The following is a 19,236-nucleotide window of genomic DNA, read 5'->3' as shown; positions in this document are numbered from 1 at the left end:
TCAATCCCATGCTTGCCCGGTGGCCGGGTCCGTGATCAGTGTCTCCACCCAGCAGGCTTTGTCGGACGCAATGCGGTGTATCTCATCGATCAAGTCGTCCATCATTTCGTCCAGCTGCTCATCCGACGTTGCAGGCACCTCAATGCGGTAGTCTCCATTGTTCTGCTGTTCCATCTCGAACGGTTTCAGGCAATGGGCTTCGATTACCGTGCGGGCCTGGTGGTGTTTCCGGCTGCGAGGACGTTGCGGCTCCAGGGTGAGCTGGACGGTCAATGCCCGGTGGCGCGGTTCGAATACGCTCGCCAGGCGTGGTTGGCCGACAGACGACGCCACTTGGGTTGGGATTTGCATCAGGGCCTGCTCGAACGGCGATTTAGCTTCAATGTATCGCAAGGCGGTCTGGGTATCCTGCCAACCGACGTACTCCATCAGCGCTTTGATTTCCCAACCGGAAGCACTGGCCCAGGTGGCAAAACCGCGTCGCAGCGAGTGGCTGCTGAACGCTTCCACAGCGTCAATGTCTGCGTCGGCCAGAAGCTGGCGCAGTACCGGCACGATGCTGTTCGGGTGCAATGAAGTATTGGAAATATTTCCCCAGCGATCAATCGCCCTGAATAGCGCACCGCTGGGCTGGTTCAAAAAGTCCAGCCAATCCTGACAGGCGTCCACGGGACAGCACTGCCTCAGAGCTGGCACCTTGTACAGGCGACCATCGGCCTGACGATCCCCCTTGCTCCTCCGCAAGTACAAGGACATACCGGCAGCGGGGGCCAGTGCGACATCTTCAATGGTTAACCGACAGAGTTCGTCGCTGCGAAAGGCTCGCCAGAATCCGAGCAAGACCATAGCCCGATTGCGTAACCAGACCCCGAGGCGCCTTGAATCATGCTGACGCGCCTGCGCGATCTGTTCGGCCAGCCACTGATCCAGTTGCTGGAGCTGGGTGATGGCCAGTGGCTTGGCTTGTTTTTGCCGGTAGGGATGCTCTTCGCGAATGCCCTTCAGAACCGTGCGCACTAAAGGAGCTTTCGTCGGATCTGGAAAACCCTGGTCCCGGTGCCAGCGTGCCAGCGCCGCCAGGCGCTGCTTCAGGGTGGCGGCAGAAAGCCTCTCGGCATGATCGGCGAGATAGCGAGCAACGCTGTCGGCGGTTGCGGGCAGAAACCCACCCCAGGTCACCTCAAAATGCTCGACTGCGGATCGGTAGCTCCGTCGGGTATTGTCGCGGGTAGCAGCCCGAACGTACCGATCAACCGTCATTGGGCGCACCAGCGTCGTCCGATTTCGGCAATGTTCTTGTCGCTTCCCTTATCCAACGTTCGGCTGCTTCGCACTCGTGTTGATCGAGTGGTTCGGCTTGTTTGTGCATTTTTGATCTCCTGGTGCGGCCTTGGTCCGGGGCGGCAACTCGAGTCATATCGTACCGAGCATCGGTCAGTATAGCCGTCGAAATGAGCATCACAATGGATAACTCTGGATTATCACATGTCTGTAAAGCTGTACTTTCCAACGATCTTTCTGGTGTATATAGTATGTAATTACATAATACGTACCACAGTACGAAATAGACATAAGGACACGATCATGGCCCGAGGCGGCATCACCCAACCCCTGGTCGAGGACGCCCGTAAACGTCTTCTGGCTCGCAATGTTCACCCCTCCATCGACGCCATACGAGCCGAGCTGGGCAACACCGGCTCAAAGACCACCATCAGCAACCACCTGAGAGCGATTGAGGCGCGTGAAAGCACCCGTCTGGACGACGAAGCGCTTCTGAGCAACCACGTAACCGACTTGGTGGGCCAACTGGCTCGGCAATTACGCCAGGACGCGCGGGAGACCATTGAGCAGGCCGAACAGCGCCACCAGGCCGAGGTGGCCAGCCTGCAGGATGCCTTGACGGCACAGACCGCTGAGACCAGGCAACACCAGGCGCAAAATGCAGTGTTGGCTCAGGCGCGGGATGATTTACAGGCGGAGATCCATGGGCTGCGTGAGGCGCTCTCAAAACTCGAAAGCGATAACCGCGCACAGGCCCAACGCATTGAAAGTTTGACTGAGCAGGTTCAGGACAAGCAACGCCAGGTGAATTCACTCGAAGAAAAACACAACCATGCCCGGCAGGCGCTGGAGCACTATCGCGGCTCCGTGAAAGAGCAGCGCGATCAGGATCAGCGGCGGCATGAGCAGCAGATTCAGCAAGTCCAGGAAGAGCAACGCCACCTGCAACAAGCCTTAGCCGTGAAACGCGACGAGCAGACCCAGGCCACCCGGGAGATTACCCGGCTATTCACGGAGGTGACTGAAACTCGAAAGCAGTCGGATCAGTTGACCCGGCAGCTGGGCGAGCGGGAGCGCGAAAATCGTCGTCTGGCCGACAAAACAGTGCGGCTAGAGCAGCAAGTCGTGGCGTTACGCCAGCGAAAGGCTGCCCTTGAAAAGCAGCAGCGCGTGAACGACCAACTGAAAGCGAAGGTGCAGCAGCTTGAAACCGAGCTGAGCGTGAAGAATGAGCTGTTGGATCGCTTGAGCGCTGGCAACGACTCCGACGAGGTGGACAGAGTTTCTTGAAATTCCTCCAGACTATGTTTTAAAGCCTACTGCAAGGCTATTGTCGCTCAAGTCTCAGGTGTTTTTCATTGGGGAGCCCGCGTGGTTTGGAGGACGGGTTTAGGGCGACGTGTTGTCCGGTCTTTTGTCGTCCATCATGCTTAGCTGTAAAAATAAAAGTCGTTTTTTTTCTTCTGTTTCACGGCATACATGGCCATGTCTGCCCGCTCTACCAGCGTTTCCGCCCCCGCCCCGTCTTCAGGGTACATTGCAATCCCGATGCTGGTTCCGATAGAGACACGAAGGTCGGTGCCCTCAAACTGAAAAGGGGTTTCGAGCGAGTTCATAAGTTTGCGTGCGACCGTTGCGGCGTCCTTTTTTTCGTCAAGCGAGGGCAACAGGACCGTAAATTCATCACCACCATAGCGGGCAAGGGTATCCCCCTCTCGCAGACAATGTGTCAGACCGGCGGCGACTTTTTGCAACAGCTGATCGCCAACCCCATGCCCGTAGGTATCGTTTACCGCTTTGAAATCGTTCAGGTCGATAAAAAGCACGGCAAGCTTCTGCCCATTTCGGCTCGCCTGACTGACAGCCAAGGTAAGTCGGTCCATAAACAGGCTCCTATTCGGCAGCCCGGTCAGTGTATCGTGAGAAGCATGAAACTCCATCAATGCCAGTGTCCGTTTGTGCTCCGTGATGTCCCGCACAATGCCCAAAAAAGGAGGCTTCGCTGGAGGGGGCTTTGCATAAGTTAGCGCGGTGTTGTTCGCCTCGAGCGGAGAGGCAACTGTAATGTCACAATCCAGGTAACCGATCCCTCCATGGTAAGTTTTAAGTTTGATCTCTTGGGTTACTGACTCTCCCACCTCGTTCTTACCAAATAACAGTGGAAGCTTAGCGATGTCACCCTCATGAACGAGCTGAGAAAACGGTTGGCCAATCAGCTCCTCTGTCGGTAATCCCAAGAGACTCTCGGAGTGATGATTCAGATAGTTGATGCACTTGCGCTCATCCAGTGAAAAAACCAGATCCGGAAGATGATCAAGTGTGTGCTTAAAAAAATCGGCCGTTAGCGGGTTAGACCAGCCCGTAGCCGCCTGAGAGCGGGCCTGCCGTCGTTCTAAAACCGTGCCGCCGACAGCCCGAATTAATTCATCTACATCGTAGGGCTTTCTTAGATAATCGCAGGCACCCAGCTTGAATGCTTGCCTGACGATGCGATAGTCGGAATGCCCGCTGATAATGATGACCGGAGCGTCAACGCCCGTTTCTTTCAACCAGGCCATGATCTCTAAACCGCTCTTTCCAGGCATGCGGATATCCAACAAAACCAGATCATAGGCATTCTCTCGTAATCGCTGGCAGACGGCGTCGCCATCCTCGGCACCGTCAACCTCGAACCCCTTGTCACGCAATATCGAACATAAACTGTTAAGCAACCGCGGCTCATCGTCACCAATGAGCAGCCGCCCCAAATACTCTGAAGTTTCGCCGGTGACGTGGGGAGTTATATCAACGTCATCACTGACGGAGTTTTCGCTGTAGTTTTGCAAGATGGACACCAGTATGTCGGAGCAAGGGATTTGCTCCGTTGATCAACCCGATATTAATAAAGTGTACATTTTGACCTCACTAAAAAGCCTGAAGTCATCATATCCCGCTTTTGGCCGCAGAGATGAAATGCAAGCGTTCATAAATTGGGTGTTAAGAAAGCCCCGATACAACAACCACGCCCCTGATCTACAGCGGAAAGTCAGTTTGAAGAGACGCACTGAGCGCTTTGGTTAGTTCGCTCGGTAAACCAATGGCTTATTGATCGTCTGCCACTAATCTCCAGGTGGTTACTTCCGCCGTTGAGATCCCTTCATTTTTGAAAACGCGCTTTACAGAAGCTTGCACGGGCCCATGTCACCATAGGAAATTATTGGACGTGTATGGACCCCCTCCTCTATTGCGGTGGTGTGGACCTCTGTGGAAACTCTGTTTAACTCACTTGCGTGCTTCCGATAGCGCCTTCACATGCTAGCCGCAGCCATGCTGTGGTCATAGCCCGTCTCATTCTTTACCAATGCCCAGGCGCAGGCCGGACAAACGTGCCAGTGGTGGCGCCACCAAGATCGGGGCTCGCTGGTAAGGGCGTGCCAGCCAAAGCAACACCGGCAGCAGGCGCGCTGGCGGTGTGCCAGCGGTCAGATCAGCCGCCCTATCAGGGCGGATCAGTTATCGCTGGTGTCCGCCAGGTAGGCTCCGTCCTCGTCATGGACTTCCTGGCCGGTCACCGGCGGGTTGAAGGCGCAGATCAGGCGCATGTCCTCGGTACCACCGTACAGAGTGTGCTTGTCATGGTTGTCCAGGGCGTAGAGGGTACCGTCGGTAATCTCGTGAACTTCACCCGTGGCGAGGTCCTTGATGCGCCCGTTACCGGCAACGCAGTAAACGGCTTCCAGGTGGTGCTTGTACCAGAAAGTGTGCTCGGAGCCTGCCTTGATGATGGTTTCGTGGAAGGAAAATCCCATTCCGTCCTTCTTGAGCAGCAGGCGGCGGCTGGTCCACTGCTTGTCGCTGACTTCACGCTCGGTACCAATGATGTCCTGAACTTTAACGATTTTCATGGGCGTATCTCATGGTTGGTTGGCCAGAATCGGGCTAAAACGCCTTATAGTATAAACATTAGGCATCTATATAGTTCAAGCGGCCCTTTCCTCCCGCCACTGGTCATACCCCTCTAGCGCTTCCCGGCTGTCATTGCCCGGTGTGGCCGCTCCGAACGCCGCGAGAGGCTTAGCGTGCGATATTTTCCGTCTCGTGAGGTGGCCCTTTTATGCCCGTTACGACGGTGACGGCCGGCGCAATTCCCCCTTCGATCCACGGATGATGCTGAAGGTTCTGATCTACGCCTACGCGACGGGCACATTTTCATCCCGCAAAATCGCCCGGAAGCTGGAAGAGGACGTGGCCTTCCGGGTACTGGCAGCAGGCAATTTTCCCAGGCATCGAACCATTTGCGATTTCCGCAAACAGCATCTGGCGGCGTTCAAGGCTGTGTTTATTCAGGTCGTCCGGATCGCCCAGGAAGCGGAACTGATCACTTTGGGGACACTTGCGATTGATGGCACCAAGGTTCGGGCCAACGCGAGCAAACACAAGGCCATGAGTTATGGCCGTATGCAGGAAGAAGAGAAACGCCTGTCCAAAGAGGTGGATGAGCTGTGCCGCCAGGCTCGTCGAACGGATGAAGAGGAAGATCAGCAGTTCGGCCCGGATCAACGCGGTGATGAACTCCCTGAAGAGCTTCAGCACCGCCAGGCACGACTGGACAAGATCCGTGCCGCCAAGGAGAAGCTGGAAGCGGACCAGAAGGAGCGGGACAAGGCCCGGGGCCGCTCTCCGGACGACGATCGCCGCTCACCCCGTGGTGGCCGGAATTTCAAACGGGATTACGGGGTACCGGACGACAAGGATCAGAGTAACTTCACCGATCCCCAAAGCCGGATTATGAAAACCTCAGATGGGTTCCAGCAATGCTACAACGGCCAGCTGGCCGTTGATGGTGAGTTCCAGCTTATTGTTGCCAATCATCAGGGTAGTAATCCCAGTGATAACGGTTGTTTGCTGCCCTTACTGAACGAGGTGAAAGACACCTTGGGTACCTATCCCCGGCAGTGTCTGGCCGATGCCGGCTACCGTAAGGAAGATGATCTTCAGACCCTGGAGTCCAAGGATATTGATGGTTATGTGTCACTGCGACGGGAAGGCAGAAAACCCGGAGAAATAGATGCGACCCGGTATCCGGCGACGGCGCGGATGGCGGAGAAACTGGCCACCGCAGCCGGACGATCCGTTTATGGGCAGCGCAAGCACTTGATTGAAGCGGTCAACGGCTGGATCAAGAATGTGCTGGGGTTCCGGCAGTTCAGTCTGCGAGGTCTCAACGCGGTACAAGGTGAATGGGATCTGGTCTGCCTGTCGCTCAACCTCAGGCGGATGAGCACACTGATGAGACTGATGTAGAAAATCTGAGGGATACTTTGCCGTATAGAGTGCCCAATGTACGGCTGTCATCTTGCCTGTAGCCAGGACGGTGGCGGAAAATCGAGATTTAGCCTGGCTGGATATCTCGGTCGGCCGCGACCATGAGCCCAACCGTTTGTCAGGTGCAGTGGGAATGTTGGCTTAAAATACTTCTGCCGCGCAGACTCCTAGCCGAACGGTTTTTTGTCGACTACCGTGATAGAGGTACTCAGGCTTGCCCAGGTTCGGCTCATTCCCTTTGTTTCGCACTTGTTCACACACAACCCCTTGGCCCTCCCGACAATCTAAGTTGGTTGCTTCTTAATCCCAAAGCAATGCTCCTCTGCGGGAAATTCGCCGGCTCTGACCTCTCTTTCATACAGCGCAAACACATCCTTGATTTGGGCGCTCAGATCGACGTACTTTTTGGCAAATTTCGGCGTGTAGTCAGAGAACAAGCCTAGGATATCCTCCGTTACCAGCACTTGGCCATCACACTCGGGAGATGCGCCAATACCAATGGCAGGAATGGTTAAAGATTGCGTAACACGCCGCGCGGCGGCTTCAAATACCCCTTCAATTAAGACTGAGAACGCGCCTACAGACTCAAAAGCCTGTGCTTCTTCAACCAACCGTTTGGCTGCAGCCTCATCTCTGCCCTGGGCCTTAAATCCGCCCATAGTGTTTGCATGCTGAGGACGCAAGCCAATATGTGGCATTACCGGTATACCACGACTGACCAGGAACTCCACCGTTTCAACAAGCTCTAACCCACCTTCAACCTTGATGCCCTGAGCACCAGTTTCTGTCAGTAAGCGCGCCGCGTTTCGGAAAGCCAGCTCCTTGCTTTCTTGATACGAGCCATAGGGCATATCGATAACGACGCAGGCTTTCTGGCTGCCACGCACCACTGCTGCACCATGGTTAATCATCATATCCAGAGTAACGGGCAGCGTAGAATCGTATCCGTAAGCCACCATCCCTGTGGAATCCCCGACGATGATCAGATCGACAAAAGGGTCCATGAGTTCTGCCATGGGCTTCGTGTATGCTGTAAGGGAAACAATGCTACCTCGTCCTTTCATGGCCTGAATCTTAGAGGTTGTTATCTTCTGGCTGGAAGTATGAGTACTCATATTCACTCCTATCTGAGGTGGACCCAATCAGTTGGACAACCTGATGGTGTCCCTAAGCTATGATCCGGTTGTTTCCCTGGCTCAGGCTGCCAGAGATATGGATTGCCCGTAGTACACCTCATCGGGCGTTTGGTAATCAAGGGTTTGGTGGTACCGGGTCTGATTGTAATGCCGGAAGTACCGGTGGAGCGCCTGCTTCAAGTGTCGGCCATCCTCGAAGGCAGTGAGGTAGACGCACTCGTGTTTGACGCTGCGCCAGAGCCGTTCCACAAAGATGTTGTCATGGTAGCAGCCTTTACCGTCCATGCTGATCCGGAGGCCATGCTCTTTGAGAACGCTTGTGAAGGCCTCGCTGGTGAACTGGACGCCCTGATCGGTGTTGAAGATCTCCGGTGTTCCGTGGCGCTGTAGGGCCTCCTCCAGTGCATCGACGCAGAAGTCTGTGTCCATGGTGTTGGAGATCCGCCAGGACAGCACCTTGCGGCTGTACCAGTCGATGATGGCGACCAGATACATGAAGCCCCGGGCCAGCGGCACGTAGCTGATGTCAGTTGCCCAAACCTGGTTGGGACGATCGATCTTCAAGCCCTTGAGCAGGTACGGGTACACCTTGTGCCCGTCGCCCGGAACACTGGTTCTTGGTCGCGGGTACACGGCCTGAATGCCCATGGTGCGCATCAGCCGCTGCACCCGTTTCCGATTGACCCGGTAGCCCTGGTGCTGCAAGTGGACCCGCATCTTGCGAGAGCCATAGTACGGCGTTTCCAGGTGCTGCTGATCAATCAGATACATCAGATGCAAATCCTCCTGACATTGCTCACGAGGGACGTAGTACACCGATGAGCGGCTCAGCTTGAGCAGCTCACACTGGCGCGAAAGGCTGATCTTGGGATGACCTCGCTCGATCATCGCCAACCGCTGTTGACGGCTTACTGATCGAGCTTGCGCGACAAAAAATCGCGTTCCACCGTCAGTCGGCCAATCTCGCGGTACAGCTCGTCTGTGCTGGGTTCATCGGATTGCTTGCCGGCCTTCTTCTTGCCTTCGAAGAGACCCGGGGCATTCTCCAGCAACTCGCGCTTCCAGGTGCTGACCATGGTGGGGTGGATCTGGAAACGGGCAGCAATTTCGGATGTGGTCTGGTCACCTTTGATGGCGGCCAGGGCAACTTTGGACTTGAATGATGCGCTGTATTGCTTGCGTTTCTTGCTCATGATTCTCCTCCTTCTGGAGATGATGAATCAGAGCTTAGGCTCCTGTCCAAAATTTGGGGTCCACTTCAATCCTTGATCAGTTAAATCACAACGAAATTGAGAAACCGCACCACACCAAACACCACAACGCCCGAGACAACCGGCCACCCCAGGGACTTTGTTTTCCACCAGACTAGCAGGGTTACGCATCCCCCAACAGCCGTTGCAACCCAGGCATTCAGGGTGCCGGCTGCGGGAACCAGCGAAGCCCCCAGCATGGCCGCAATCATCACCGGGCCGAGCACCCCGAGCCACCTGGGCATGGCCGCTGTACCGCCCTGACTGTCTTCCCGAGCCAGACGCCTCTGCATCCACACCAGTGGTAACAAACGCATTAACAATGTACCCGCTGCGGCAACCATCACCGCAACCCACAGCTCACCAGCCATGCGTTAAACCTCCGCCCGTGTATTGGATTGCATCACAAAGAACACCGCCGCGCCCAGAAGCGCCGCAACCGGTATCGCCATATTGGGCAGGCCATTAGCCGCGAACAACAACGCCACGACAATGGCACACCCGAGCGCTGCAGCCCATAACCAGGAAGTGAATCTCGGGGCCAATAGAACCACAAACAGGGCCGGTAGCGCGAAGGGCATAACGTCATTCAGTAATGGCCAGCGCCCGGTCAGCTCCTGCCCCACAAAAGCTCCTAGGGCCGTGCCCCCTACCCAACTGAACCAGGCCAGCAACATGGCGCCAGTGAACCACCCCAGGCGTTCCGAGGGTGGCAACGCCGGCAGGCGGGTGTGCGCCAGAGCGAAGACCTGATCCGTCAGCCCGTGCATCAACCAGAACCACCACCGGTTCCCGTTGAGCCAGGGGGCCAGGTTCGGGGCATAAACCAGATGCCGGGCATTGATCAGCAGCGTCATCACAACCACAAGCCACAAGGGGGCTCCCGACGCCACCATGCCAACAAACAGGAACTGGGAGGCACCCGCATAGATAACCAGGGAGATGATGATGGCTTCCCAGCTGCTGAAACCGGCCTGATTGGCGATCAGGCCAAACGAAATCGCCACCGGAATGTAGCCACCGAGCAGCGGAGTCGCATCCCGTACCCCACTCACCCACGCGCGCCCGCCCGCACTGATTGCCTGGTCGCTCATGATTCCTCACCTTCTTTCTGATACACGATGGTGACCAGTAACGTGGCCCAGGAGTCCCGGGTGCGATAAAGGTGAGGTTGCTCCGCATCGAAGGTGTGACTCTGCCCAGCCCGCAAATGCTGGCTGTGGCCAGTGACACCGACTTCCAGCTGACCACTGACAACGGTAACGGATTCCTCTGCTCCCGGCGTATGGCTCTCCGCCATGCGTGTGGTATTGGGAGCGCACGACATCCAGTAAGCGTCTACCCGGGGATTGTCTTCCCCCTGATCCACAAGCCGGACCTGCACACCTTCCTCACCAACCGGCACACGGATCGGGGCAACGAGGTTGCCGAAGGGGACATTAAGCTGAACCGCCAGTCGCCAGATGGTATCCAGGGTCGGATTCCCATTTCCCTGTTCCAGGCGGGAAAGATTCGACTTGGCAACACCTGCAGCGGCGGCCAGCCCCGAGAGCGACCATCCGCGAGCTACCCGAAGGGACTGAAGGTGTCGCCCCAGGGTTTCGAGAGAATGCTGATCCATGTAAACCACTTCCAATGTTCCATTTATAGAACGTTCTACAAAAGGAACAAGGAAATGTCAATTATGAGGTGCTAATAGCGGCAGCATCCTAGTGCTACTAAGGCTCTCGTTCGCATCCGGCTAACAGCAAGGAGGTGCCGCCTGACGCGCCGTCACTGCAATTAACCAGCGGGCATTCACCAAGGCATTGTCTACGTATTTATCAGTGCCAAATGGAAGATTTAATGAGATGCGTATCCGGGGCGCCTCGTCCAGCAACACCAGGTGATGCTCCACGTTCTAGATGGTGACATGCTTCGTACTCTCTAACCCTATTTCTACCATCCCCACAGTGTTGCCAATCAGCATCACCGAGATACTAACTTCTTCACGGGTTCGAACCACGGAACAACTGCATGCTCCCAGCTTCCTGATCTCTTTTCTATGTCCTATACGTTTCAAACCGACCTTTTTGCCAGCAATGCCCACACCCCAGCAGAAGACAAGAGAGTGCCGCCCACCACATTAAAACGACGTTGTGCTCTGGGCGAGGTGAGAAACCGACGGGCCGATGCGGCAAACAGAGCGTACAGTGTTGCGTTGATCGTGGCCAAGACCACGAATGTAATCGCCAGAAGCCAGAGCTGCTGCGTAACGTTCGCGGCTGGCGTCACAAACTGGGGCAAGAACGCAACGAAAAAAACAATTCCTTTTGGGTTAAGGGCGGTTACCAGATAGGTATTGAGGAACAATTTCCATCTCGATCCACCCCCTGCTGTCTTTTCGATTCCTCCAATTTGAACACCAGAACGTAGAAGCTTAATTCCCAGGTAAAGGAGGTAAAGACCTCCGGCCCACTTGACCACTGTGAACCAAAACGCTGAGGTGGTTAAAAGAGCTCCCAAGCCTAGTAGAGAAAACAGAAGAGCAGTGGAGTCTCCGAGAGCAACGCCATTATTGTGGAATCGACCTGCACGCCCGCAACCTGTATGTCTGCATCATCGACCAGCAAGGCGAGGTGTTGCTGCACAAGGAAGTCAAAGCCCGCCCGGAATCGCTGTTGGCTCTGCTGGAACCCTTTCGTGATGACCTGGTGGTCGGGGTCGAGTGCATGCACTGCTGGTACTGGATCTCGGACCTGTGCGAAGAACACGGCATCAACTTCATTCTGGGCCATGCGCTGTACATGAAGGCGATCCACGGCGGTAAAGCCAAGAACGACCGCATCGATTCCTTCAAGATCGCGATGCTCATGCGGGGCGGTAATTTCCCATTGGCTTACGTCTACCCCAAGGAGATGCGGGCCACCCGCGATCTGTTGCGCCGTCGCACTCGCATCGTCCGGCATGGGGCCATGCTCAAGGCCCACGCTGTGAACACTCTGGGGCAGTACAATATGCCGCCCAGCAAAGCCAACCTCAACAACCCTGGCGGCCGCTCACAACTGACCGCTGCGTTTACCGATCCAGATGTTCAGCGCAACGTCGATCTGGACCTGGCGATCGTCGACTGTTACCAGCACGAACTCAAAAAGCTTGAATGGCACCTGGAGCAGCAAGCCAAGAAACACGACCCGGCATCACTCAATGTGCTGAAAACCATTCCAGGAGTCGGTCGAATCCTGGCCCTGACCATTCTCTACGAAGTCGGCGATATCCAGCGCTTCGAATCGGTTCAGAAATTCGCGTCCTACGCTCGCCTGGTGAAGTGCAAGGCGGAATCCGCCGGCAAGGTTTACGGCACTCAGGGCAACAAGATCGGCAATGCCCATCTGAAGTGGGCGTTCTCAGAAGCTGCTGTGCTGTTCATCCGTAACAACGACAAGGCCAAGCGCTACGTTGAGAAGCTTCAGAGGCGGATGAACAAGGCCAAGGCCCTGTCGGCCCTGGCCCACAAGCTGGGACGAGCGGTGTACTTCATGCTCAAAGACAAACGGGTGTTCGATGAACAACGGTTCCTGAAAGGTTAGTCACGCCTCGGGCTGAGCATGACGTCTAACTGGATCAGAAAGGATGACACCGAAGACTGCGAGTCCGCTGACTGGTACGCCGATGCCGAAGCGGTTTTCTGTCACCGATGTCGAAACCAGATGCCTTGATTGGCCAGCCCGTGGGCGTGCCTTAATACCATGAGCCAGTGCGCTTACACCGGTCCTGAGCCTGACACTAACTGGAGCCATGCAGCCCGACACCTTGAATAGTGCCAGTGACCGGTTAACCGATGAATGTCTGGTGCCCCTGACCCACTGATGGAACGACCGGTCAGGCGGTGGCCTAAAGCCACGTAAGAGAGCCCCTATATGTGTTTGCTGTAAGTGCCTGACAGCTCCGCGAGACTGACGAAGCAGGCGTTCTTGCTCATGGGTTTAGGTTGGCCGCTGGCGCGGCCAAAAAAATGACTATTGCCTGTTGATTCCGAGAAGGCTCATATGTGTTATAAATCAGTGACTTTGGTGCTCATGAGAGCGCTGTTTCCAGAGAAGCCGAACTTCTCGTACAACCCCTGAGCATCGCGGGTTTGCAATACCATTTGGGTTCCTTTTACAGCCGGGTGAGCAACCAAGCATTCCATGATCCACTGCCCCAAGCCAGTGCCCCGATACTCGGGCTCAACCACAATATCCGCTACCCAGGTGAACGTAGCACTATCGGTGACTGCCCGCCCAAAACCAATCTGTGTGGGACCATGGTAAAGGCTGAAACAAATAGAGCCAGCAACCATGCGCTCTACTGTTTCCGTGGGACGGCGGTCACCCCAATAGGTTGCAGCAAGCAAGCGGTGAACGACATCCAGTTGCACCTTGGATGTATCGTCAGTTATTAGGTAATCATCCTTGCGCCATTCCATTGATCGCTACTCCCTGATTTATAACAGCAATTAGGCAGCGCGCTTTATCATTGAAGAAATTTGACTGGGTCATTATTACTGCCGGTAAACCATCAATCACGCCACACATAAATCAATGAAACAATAGCTTAGCCAAGCATGGCCATCTCTGCCATGTAATCATTGAGCGCCCGCGATTTGCTCCGCCAATCATACTGGATCAAATGGATGTATGTAAATCAGCAAGTACAGAATAGAGCCGGCCCATCCAATGGCTCAATGTAGCGGTGTCTTTTCGGCCCAGTCTTGATTGGATGTTTTGTTGATGAGGAACTCGACGAAACCCGGCAGGAAAGTCCTTTTCAAGCCTCTTATTGGTGGGCCAACGTAAGGAAGTCTTCACCAACGACCAGCCCATAGCCGAAAGCTTTGAGTGCCAATCGTATTTTTCAGATGGTTGCTTCAGAAGCAGTGTCGAGAGTCTTGCTTCAGAGCCTACGGTATCAACCTCCACCAATGCATAATTCTGGTTTTGATATCTGAACACACGGTAAAGCAAGTATCTTGGGTTGCCATCTGGCAGTCGATATTTCGAGTGACCTTTCAGCGCCGGTAGCGGAATCATTCTTCAGCCACGATTCGGCAACCTTTGATTTCCAACAGGTCGCTCATGGCAATAAATGCTTCAAATTTGTGGGTGAATAGATGTGAATCCTCACTCTGGTCATCAATGCCATCAGAAACACCCGCTGGCAGCTCTCCTCGAACGGTTGGCTCATCAGTACTGACATCCGTTGTGCCGTCAGCCAGATCAACAACGCCTCCCTCTGATTTTCCCTTTCTGGCAGCAGACTTACGTCTGCCATCCGAAGGCTTGCGGGTAGTGTAAGCAGGCTCGGAGAACTCCAATTCTACTTCCGGGACCTCCAGCACGTACTCATCTGCACCGGTAGTTGGCAGCTCGTCATCATTAATCTCCGGTGGGCCATCCGTTCCCCCTCTTTCTGTGGTACTGCCTTTTTTCCCTGCTTTTTGCTCCTTGAATTTCGGATCGAAGAACTCTATCTCTTTCGGGATCTGGCTGCTCAGGTTTGTAAGACTGTGTATTTCATACACGAAAAAAAGCTCAGACTCTTTGGCGTATTGACCTCGCACCTTCATTTTCACGTTTTCTAAAGGCGGGGGATCGAAACGGAACGGCCAGTACCGGCGACCATTTCTAACTTCGCCCTCTGTCAGTTGGTATTGGGCGATGCTTTGAAACGAGTTCCGAACCTTTTTATCCAACAGAAGCCACGCCAGCATTCTGCGTTGGCTGGGGTTACCTCGCACTACCCTAGGCAGTGAGCTACTTGGCAAGATATGGATCTCTGCCCTATTCGGGTTCTCACCCATCTGAACGTCGAATTCCTCGTCTAATCCATTCGGGTTCATTGCTAGGCGAGTCAGGTAGGCAGAATGGAAAAAAAGGGCCCGGGCCATTTCTATTTGTGGCAGGAAAAACTGTGTATCGCCGGCTTCAAAGCTAAAACACCATTGCTGCCGGTCTCCCTGCCTGCGAATGTTTACTATTGGACAGTCGGCTATCCGGCAAGACGACCAGGTGCTGGTACTGTTTATCTTTAAGTCCTTTTCATAACCGGCAACTTTGGAGCCTCCGGCCTTTGTCACATTTAACGCACGCCGCCTCGGTATCAGGCCCAGCTGGGATATGCCAAACTTTTCCTTTTCTTGGGCCGGATCCAGCTTCACCTCGATGTACCAGTTTGGAGTTCGCAGATCACGAACCATTGAGCCAATTTCTTTAACCTGGCTGTTGTCCTTGATTCCCTTGATCGTTGGTGTCTTCTTCGTTCTCTTCGAGGCCATGCAAGTAATCCCGTGCTTGGTCGGTAAGCCGTGTTTCACTTAGCCCGGCGATACGGATCAAACGCCAACGTGGTGGGTACTGAAACTCCTGCTTTAATTCCCACCAAGCGTTTCTCAGCCGCCGTACCTGGTATTCGGGAACGCTTTCGGTATAACGTGCCAGCAGTCGCCGGGTTCGCGGCAACCGATCGAGTGTCTTTTCCAGCGTGGAGAGCTTACCCAGTTGTTTCAGCAAATACGTTTGTGAATGCCGGGGGCCGCGTGGGGCCGCACGCAAAAACCTGAGAATTTCCCGCAGTTTGGTTAAATAATGCCGGTCCCGCTGCCGCCAATCAATTCTCGGTTTTCTTTTAAGAACCTGTGTTCGTGGTTGAGCTTGATTGACCTGCTTCAGCCACAATCGATCGTACCGATACAACCGGGCGTAAAGTGCCGGGGCCGCCACACGGGCCTTTTTCGGTGACCGGTCTGCCAGCATTTTAATCCAGTCGTTCTGATCTGGCGTCAAACCATCTTTAGACCCAATGTGTGCCTTTCCGGTTGACTCTAATGATTCTGGAGGTACGGGCAAGGGCAACTCTCTGACACCCTCAATAACATCGGTAATAGACCAGCACTCAGGGATCAACGCTTGGTGAACAACGATGTGCTGCAGATAGCTAAAGGATTTCCGGTGCTTCCGGAAAATCGCTCGTAGCCAGCAGTAATCCGAATTCCGATCTATTCCCAAACCATATCGGCGCAAAAACCTCGCAGGCCAGTGATCTGAAACAGACTTGGCAATGGCGGCATGGTCAATGTGAGCCTGGCCGCGAATAAAACCAGACTGTTGAGCCAATCGGTGGTAGTGAGAAGACCACTGGTCATAACTCGGTGAAATGGCCGGTCGCTGTTCCAATAGCTCCCTAACCTGAGTCAGAACCATCTTTGATTCGTTACGAGCAGGTTTTTGAGGGAATATCGGACAAGTGGCTGGCGAAGCGTCATGGTAGCGGTGCTGATCGACTAAGGGGCGGGTAATGGCCGTATGTAAGAGTTCGCCGTGCTTCTCACAACAGTCCACTCCGGCTATCTGCCACTCCCGCTTCCAGAAATACTCTCCATAGGTACGTTGTTGCTCTTTGAGGCACCCGGGACAATATCGAACACGGCCAGGCACTTTTACAAGCGATGCAGCGACACCCATCGCCAGGTGGGCCGCACCTCGACATTTTCCAGCCATCCATGCCAGGCACCGTTTTCGGCGTTCTTCCGGGATAAACGGGGCATACAAGGGGAATAGCGTGTGGCAGTAGGCAATCACTTCAACGCTATAATCAGGGGGCAGCCACCGAGAAATCCTCGACAATTGATTGGGCAAATCCAGCGTTGCAATAACATTGCGGTTGCCATAAATTTCGGTCAGTAATTCCTTGGGGCTGGCAATTCCTTTCCGAATACCTGCCTTGGCCACTGTGCTATATATCAGCTCCTCAGGGTACGGAACCGGGAAGTTCAGCATGGCAGCTAAGCCTGGTTACCAAAACCGAGCCACTCGTCGCTGTTAAAAACCAGACCCGATTGACGCGCGGCATCCAGCATTTCGTCCTCGTTCGCCGCCTGGGAGTGCATAAAGCGCAAATCGTCTGACTCAAGGGTGTGCCATTCTTTCATTTTAATCGATTTGATTTTTTGCTTTCCCGTCACCGGTAGCGTCTTCTCGGAAGACTGGTACCAGTTAAGAATGATGGGCATCAGGTCTTTCAGCTGTAGGTCAGGGTACTCCTCGAACGCTCGTTGAATTAACGGTTCCAAAAGGTCTGATTCATGGCCCATATCAACCAGCAGGTTGTGCAGCCGAATTGCCTGATCGTTGCCGTTGTACTGAACGGATTTCCGGATCTGGTCTTTGCTTGAATCCAGGAGGGTACTGAGCTCCAAAATCTTCTTATCCACATCAGGGATCGTGAGGTCTGAGTATTGGGCTATCTTGCTCGGGTCTCCGGAACGCAGAGCTTCCATCATCGGGTGTATCGGCTTCAGTTCGTCGTGATAAACCTTTTTCATGATATTGGGCGTGATTCGTTCCGTGCCTGTTACAACCGCCCGTATCTGGGACAACACGAACAACTTGATGACGACATCCATGATGCCCTGAGACAAGTCGAACCAAAGATCCCTTAAATCATCCGGCATAGTGTCACTGGCTTTGGTCAGCCACTGGTACTTCCAGAGCTTTTTTGTGAATGCGCCCCATTCGGTTCGATCTACATTTTCTTCAGCTGTGGGCTGGCGCAGGGGTTCCCATAATATGGAGCCAAACCCCGCCCCGCGCCGAGCAGACCTCAGGTCGGTTTCAAAGACAGGTCGAGCCTTTGGTGTTCCGACCATTACCACCGGCACGGAGATCTCGTTTACCAACGTTACGAAGAAGTTCAGCATTTTCTCCGCTCCGCCTGAGGCGCGAACATTCAAGTGCTGAATTTCATCAATGACCAGTAAGCCAATCGCATAGGTGTTTGCCAGCTGCGACATCAACGCAATCATTGTTTCTACGCCGTGGCGTTTTTCTCCGTAGCGCCGGACATAATCTGTTCCTAGAATGGAATCGATTTCCCGGAAAAAGTTATGGCATAGGCTCTTGAGAGCACCATCGTGGGGGCAGTCGATTTTCAGGAAGACAATCTGTGTGAAATTGTGTTCCGGGTGGTGAATCATCTGCGGATACGTTGCCAGAATACGGTTCAGAGAGCTGGTTTTCCCGGAGCCCGAGCACCCGATAAACGCCAAGCTTTTCGCAGTCGACTCAACATGGTCAAACCGGAATGCCTTCAAGTCTCCACTCTTGATGCGCTCATAGCCGTTCTGTAAGTGGGCCGAGAGGTCACCAGTAGCAATGTTTCGACCCACGTACCCCTGGCGCAGCATGATCGAGATTTTTGCTTCCAGCTCAATATGGCGTGCCAGCGGCTGAAAGAAGCCGTCCAGTAGCTGGGAGATGATATGAACCCGTCTCTGACCGTCCAGATATATTTCGGACGGTCGGAGCTCCGTGGTCTCACTGAGCCCGGCTATGAGCTGTTTACGGTCTGGAATTGGCGGTAAAGCCTCAATCAGTGGATTTCCATGGTATGACGGTATTCCCGTGTCCTGGTAAACAGCAGTTACCATGCCGGAAGGTAAGGTCATTCGTCGTCTCCAAACAGCTCATCCAGTAAATCCGGATAGGCGCCATCGTCGGGTTTGCCATGTAGGTAGGTTACATCAGATTTCGGTTTCCTATTGTCGGGCTGCCGGGCTTTTGTCTGTTCGGCCCTTTGAGCATCTCGCTCTTGCTTGCGATTATCTCGTATGCCCCTGACCGTTTCGGCTTTGGATTGCTGTTTATTGATGGTGGGACGGGAACGCTCGGCGTTTTTGATGGTGTTGCTGACCAGATTTTCCAGGTCCCGTTTACTGATTGTCTCGGCCACTTTTGCGGCGCTCGTGGCTTTTCGCTGTTCTTCCTGGCTGGTCCATAACTCCCACATGGACTTGCCGCGAAACTGGCGTGAGCGATCGGTCAGAGAACACACCCAGTATTCCGAACTGTCTTTTTCCGGGAACAGATAAATATGATCAGCCACTGCAGGATCGTAGGCTGCCTGAAGGTCTGTGACTCTGCGTTCTCCGTTACGGTGGAGCCATCCGGAGGCTAACAACTCCTTCGACGTGTAGTAAGCGCCAAAACAACTAACCCCCAGATCAGAAAGATAGACTTTTTGACGCGGCAACAAAGCAATCCGCAGGGCTTGTTCCGATACGTTCTTCAACCGACCAGTTCGATTCTTTATGCCCCAATTCCAGATATTGAGCGGGGTTAACGCCATATCGTTTGGCATATCCGGATCACGGTCTGAGGTGGACCCAACCAGTTGGACAACCTGATGGTGTCCCTAAGCTATGATCCGGTTGTTTTCCTGGCTCAGGCTGCCAGAGATATGGGTTGCCC

At 54.3% G+C, this 19,236-nt stretch carries 16 protein-coding genes and 2 pseudogenes; 3 read left to right on the top strand and 15 right to left on the bottom strand.

The window, feature by feature from the left end; genetic code table 11:
• Positions 1–1,260: a site-specific integrase gene (locus tag BY454_RS12890; protein ID WP_104417068.1), complete on the bottom strand. Its 1,260-nt coding sequence runs from the start codon at positions 1,258–1,260 to the stop codon at positions 1–3.
• A gap of 324 nt (positions 1,261–1,584) precedes the next feature.
• Between BY454_RS12890 and BY454_RS12885 the strand changes: the two genes are divergently transcribed.
• On the top strand, positions 1,585–2,571 hold the full coding sequence (locus tag BY454_RS12885; protein WP_041335998.1) for a DNA-binding protein: 987 nt from the start codon (positions 1,585–1,587) through the stop codon (positions 2,569–2,571).
• Positions 2,572–2,711: 140 nt separating this feature from the next.
• Here the strand turns inward: BY454_RS12885 and BY454_RS12880 are convergent, their stop codons facing one another.
• Both BY454_RS12880 and BY454_RS12875 read right to left on the bottom strand, forming a co-directional pair.
• Positions 2,712–4,106: a diguanylate cyclase domain-containing protein gene (locus BY454_RS12880; protein ID WP_146082713.1), complete on the bottom strand. Its 1,395-nt coding sequence runs from the start codon at positions 4,104–4,106 to the stop codon at positions 2,712–2,714.
• Between the two features lie 663 nt (positions 4,107–4,769).
• On the bottom strand, positions 4,770–5,165 hold the full coding sequence (locus BY454_RS12875) for an ectoine synthase (RefSeq protein ID WP_053115217.1): 396 nt from the start codon (positions 5,163–5,165) through the stop codon (positions 4,770–4,772).
• Positions 5,166–5,370: 205 nt separating this feature from the next.
• On the opposite strand from BY454_RS12875, the pseudogene BY454_RS12870 reads away from it, so the two are divergent.
• Positions 5,371–6,564: pseudogene (locus BY454_RS12870) on the top strand (transposase); the annotation flags it as partial.
• A 305-nt stretch (positions 6,565–6,869) separates the two neighbouring features.
• On the opposite strand, the gene panB reads toward BY454_RS12870, so the two are convergent.
• The 6 genes and pseudogenes from panB to BY454_RS12840 all read right to left on the bottom strand — a co-directional run bounded on the left by panB (position 6,870) and on the right by BY454_RS12840 (position 11,476).
• Positions 6,870–7,700: a 3-methyl-2-oxobutanoate hydroxymethyltransferase gene (gene panB, locus BY454_RS12865; protein ID WP_104417066.1), complete on the bottom strand. Its 831-nt coding sequence runs from the start codon at positions 7,698–7,700 to the stop codon at positions 6,870–6,872.
• An 8-nt stretch (positions 7,701–7,708) separates the two neighbouring features.
• Positions 7,709–8,914: pseudogene (locus BY454_RS12860) on the bottom strand (IS3 family transposase).
• An 80-nt stretch (positions 8,915–8,994) separates the two neighbouring features.
• Complete coding sequence (locus BY454_RS12855; protein WP_104417580.1) at positions 8,995–9,342, bottom strand: AzlD domain-containing protein; 348 nt, start codon at positions 9,340–9,342, stop codon at positions 8,995–8,997.
• A gap of 3 nt (positions 9,343–9,345) precedes the next feature.
• Positions 9,346–10,065, bottom strand: coding sequence for an AzlC family ABC transporter permease (locus tag BY454_RS12850; RefSeq protein WP_104417579.1), 720 nt, complete (start codon positions 10,063–10,065; stop codon positions 9,346–9,348).
• The gene (locus BY454_RS12845) at positions 10,062–10,592 is read right to left on the bottom strand and encodes a helix-turn-helix domain-containing protein (protein WP_104417581.1); all 531 of its coding nucleotides are present in this window, start codon (positions 10,590–10,592) and stop codon (positions 10,062–10,064) included. Before BY454_RS12845 ends, BY454_RS12850 begins: the two co-directional genes overlap by 4 nt.
• A 437-nt stretch (positions 10,593–11,029) precedes the next feature.
• A complete protein-coding gene (locus BY454_RS12840) occupies positions 11,030–11,476 on the bottom strand; it encodes a LysE family translocator (protein ID WP_258075653.1) in 447 nt (148 codons plus the stop codon).
• Positions 11,477–11,535: 59 nt separating this feature from the next.
• Here BY454_RS12840 and BY454_RS12835 point away from each other — a divergent pair, with 59 nt between their 5' ends.
• Positions 11,536–12,540 carry an IS110 family transposase gene (locus BY454_RS12835; RefSeq protein ID WP_104417577.1) on the top strand — a complete coding sequence of 335 codons (1,005 nt, stop codon included), beginning with the start codon at positions 11,536–11,538 and terminating at the stop codon, positions 12,538–12,540.
• A gap of 464 nt (positions 12,541–13,004) precedes the next feature.
• Here BY454_RS12835 and BY454_RS12830 read toward each other — a convergent pair whose 3' ends face one another.
• From BY454_RS12830 to BY454_RS12810, 6 genes are all read right to left on the bottom strand, one after another.
• Positions 13,005–13,418, bottom strand: coding sequence for a GNAT family N-acetyltransferase (locus tag BY454_RS12830; RefSeq protein ID WP_104417576.1), 414 nt, complete (start codon positions 13,416–13,418; stop codon positions 13,005–13,007).
• A 199-nt stretch (positions 13,419–13,617) separates the two neighbouring features.
• Positions 13,618–14,022: a Tn7-like element transposition protein TnsE gene (locus tag BY454_RS17195; protein WP_181049707.1), complete on the bottom strand. Its 405-nt coding sequence runs from the start codon at positions 14,020–14,022 to the stop codon at positions 13,618–13,620.
• Complete coding sequence (locus tag BY454_RS12825) at positions 14,019–15,266, bottom strand: transcriptional antiterminator (RefSeq protein ID WP_146082712.1); 1,248 nt, start codon at positions 15,264–15,266, stop codon at positions 14,019–14,021. The genes BY454_RS17195 and BY454_RS12825 overlap by 4 nt, the downstream gene beginning before the upstream one ends.
• Positions 15,202–16,767 carry a TnsD family Tn7-like transposition protein gene (locus BY454_RS12820; protein WP_104417574.1) on the bottom strand — a complete coding sequence of 522 codons (1,566 nt, stop codon included), beginning with the start codon at positions 16,765–16,767 and terminating at the stop codon, positions 15,202–15,204. The genes BY454_RS12825 and BY454_RS12820 overlap by 65 nt, the downstream gene beginning before the upstream one ends.
• Before the next feature lie 5 nt (positions 16,768–16,772).
• Positions 16,773–18,434, bottom strand: a complete 1,662-nt coding sequence (locus BY454_RS12815; protein ID WP_091704491.1) for an AAA family ATPase — start codon at positions 18,432–18,434, stop codon at positions 16,773–16,775.
• Positions 18,431–19,114, bottom strand: a complete 684-nt coding sequence (locus BY454_RS12810) for a hypothetical protein (RefSeq protein ID WP_181049779.1) — start codon at positions 19,112–19,114, stop codon at positions 18,431–18,433. The genes BY454_RS12815 and BY454_RS12810 overlap by 4 nt, the downstream gene beginning before the upstream one ends.
• Between the last annotated feature and the right edge of the window lie 122 nt (positions 19,115–19,236).

It is taken from the genome of Marinobacter persicus (genome assembly GCF_002934325.1).
GTDB lineage: Bacteria > Pseudomonadota > Gammaproteobacteria > Pseudomonadales > Oleiphilaceae > Marinobacter > Marinobacter persicus_A.
Note: the sequence above shows the minus strand (reverse complement) of the source record. Positions and strands in the feature narration are given on the sequence as shown.

Coding starts and splice junctions, on each gene's coding strand:
- BY454_RS17195 (WP_181049707.1), bottom strand. CDS start 14,022: ATGATTCCGCTACCGGCGCTGAAAGGTCACTCGAAATATCGACTGCCA.
- BY454_RS12825 (WP_146082712.1), bottom strand. CDS start 15,266: ATGGCCTCGAAGAGAACGAAGAAGACACCAACGATCAAGGGAATCAAG.
- panB (WP_104417066.1), bottom strand. CDS start 7,700: ATGAGTACTCATACTTCCAGCCAGAAGATAACAACCTCTAAGATTCAG.
- BY454_RS12885 (WP_041335998.1), top strand. CDS start 1,585: ATGGCCCGAGGCGGCATCACCCAACCCCTGGTCGAGGACGCCCGTAAA.
- BY454_RS12820 (WP_104417574.1), bottom strand. CDS start 16,767: ATGCTGAACTTCCCGGTTCCGTACCCTGAGGAGCTGATATATAGCACA.
- BY454_RS12815 (WP_091704491.1), bottom strand. CDS start 18,434: ATGACCTTACCTTCCGGCATGGTAACTGCTGTTTACCAGGACACGGGA.
- BY454_RS12830 (WP_104417576.1), bottom strand. CDS start 13,418: ATGGAATGGCGCAAGGATGATTACCTAATAACTGACGATACATCCAAG.
- BY454_RS12810 (WP_181049779.1), bottom strand. CDS start 19,114: ATGGCGTTAACCCCGCTCAATATCTGGAATTGGGGCATAAAGAATCGA.
- BY454_RS12850 (WP_104417579.1), bottom strand. CDS start 10,065: ATGAGCGACCAGGCAATCAGTGCGGGCGGGCGCGCGTGGGTGAGTGGG.
- BY454_RS12845 (WP_104417581.1), bottom strand. CDS start 10,592: ATGGATCAGCATTCTCTCGAAACCCTGGGGCGACACCTTCAGTCCCTT.
- BY454_RS12855 (WP_104417580.1), bottom strand. CDS start 9,342: ATGGCTGGTGAGCTGTGGGTTGCGGTGATGGTTGCCGCAGCGGGTACA.
- BY454_RS12875 (WP_053115217.1), bottom strand. CDS start 5,165: ATGAAAATCGTTAAAGTTCAGGACATCATTGGTACCGAGCGTGAAGTC.
- BY454_RS12890 (WP_104417068.1), bottom strand. CDS start 1,260: ATGACGGTTGATCGGTACGTTCGGGCTGCTACCCGCGACAATACCCGA.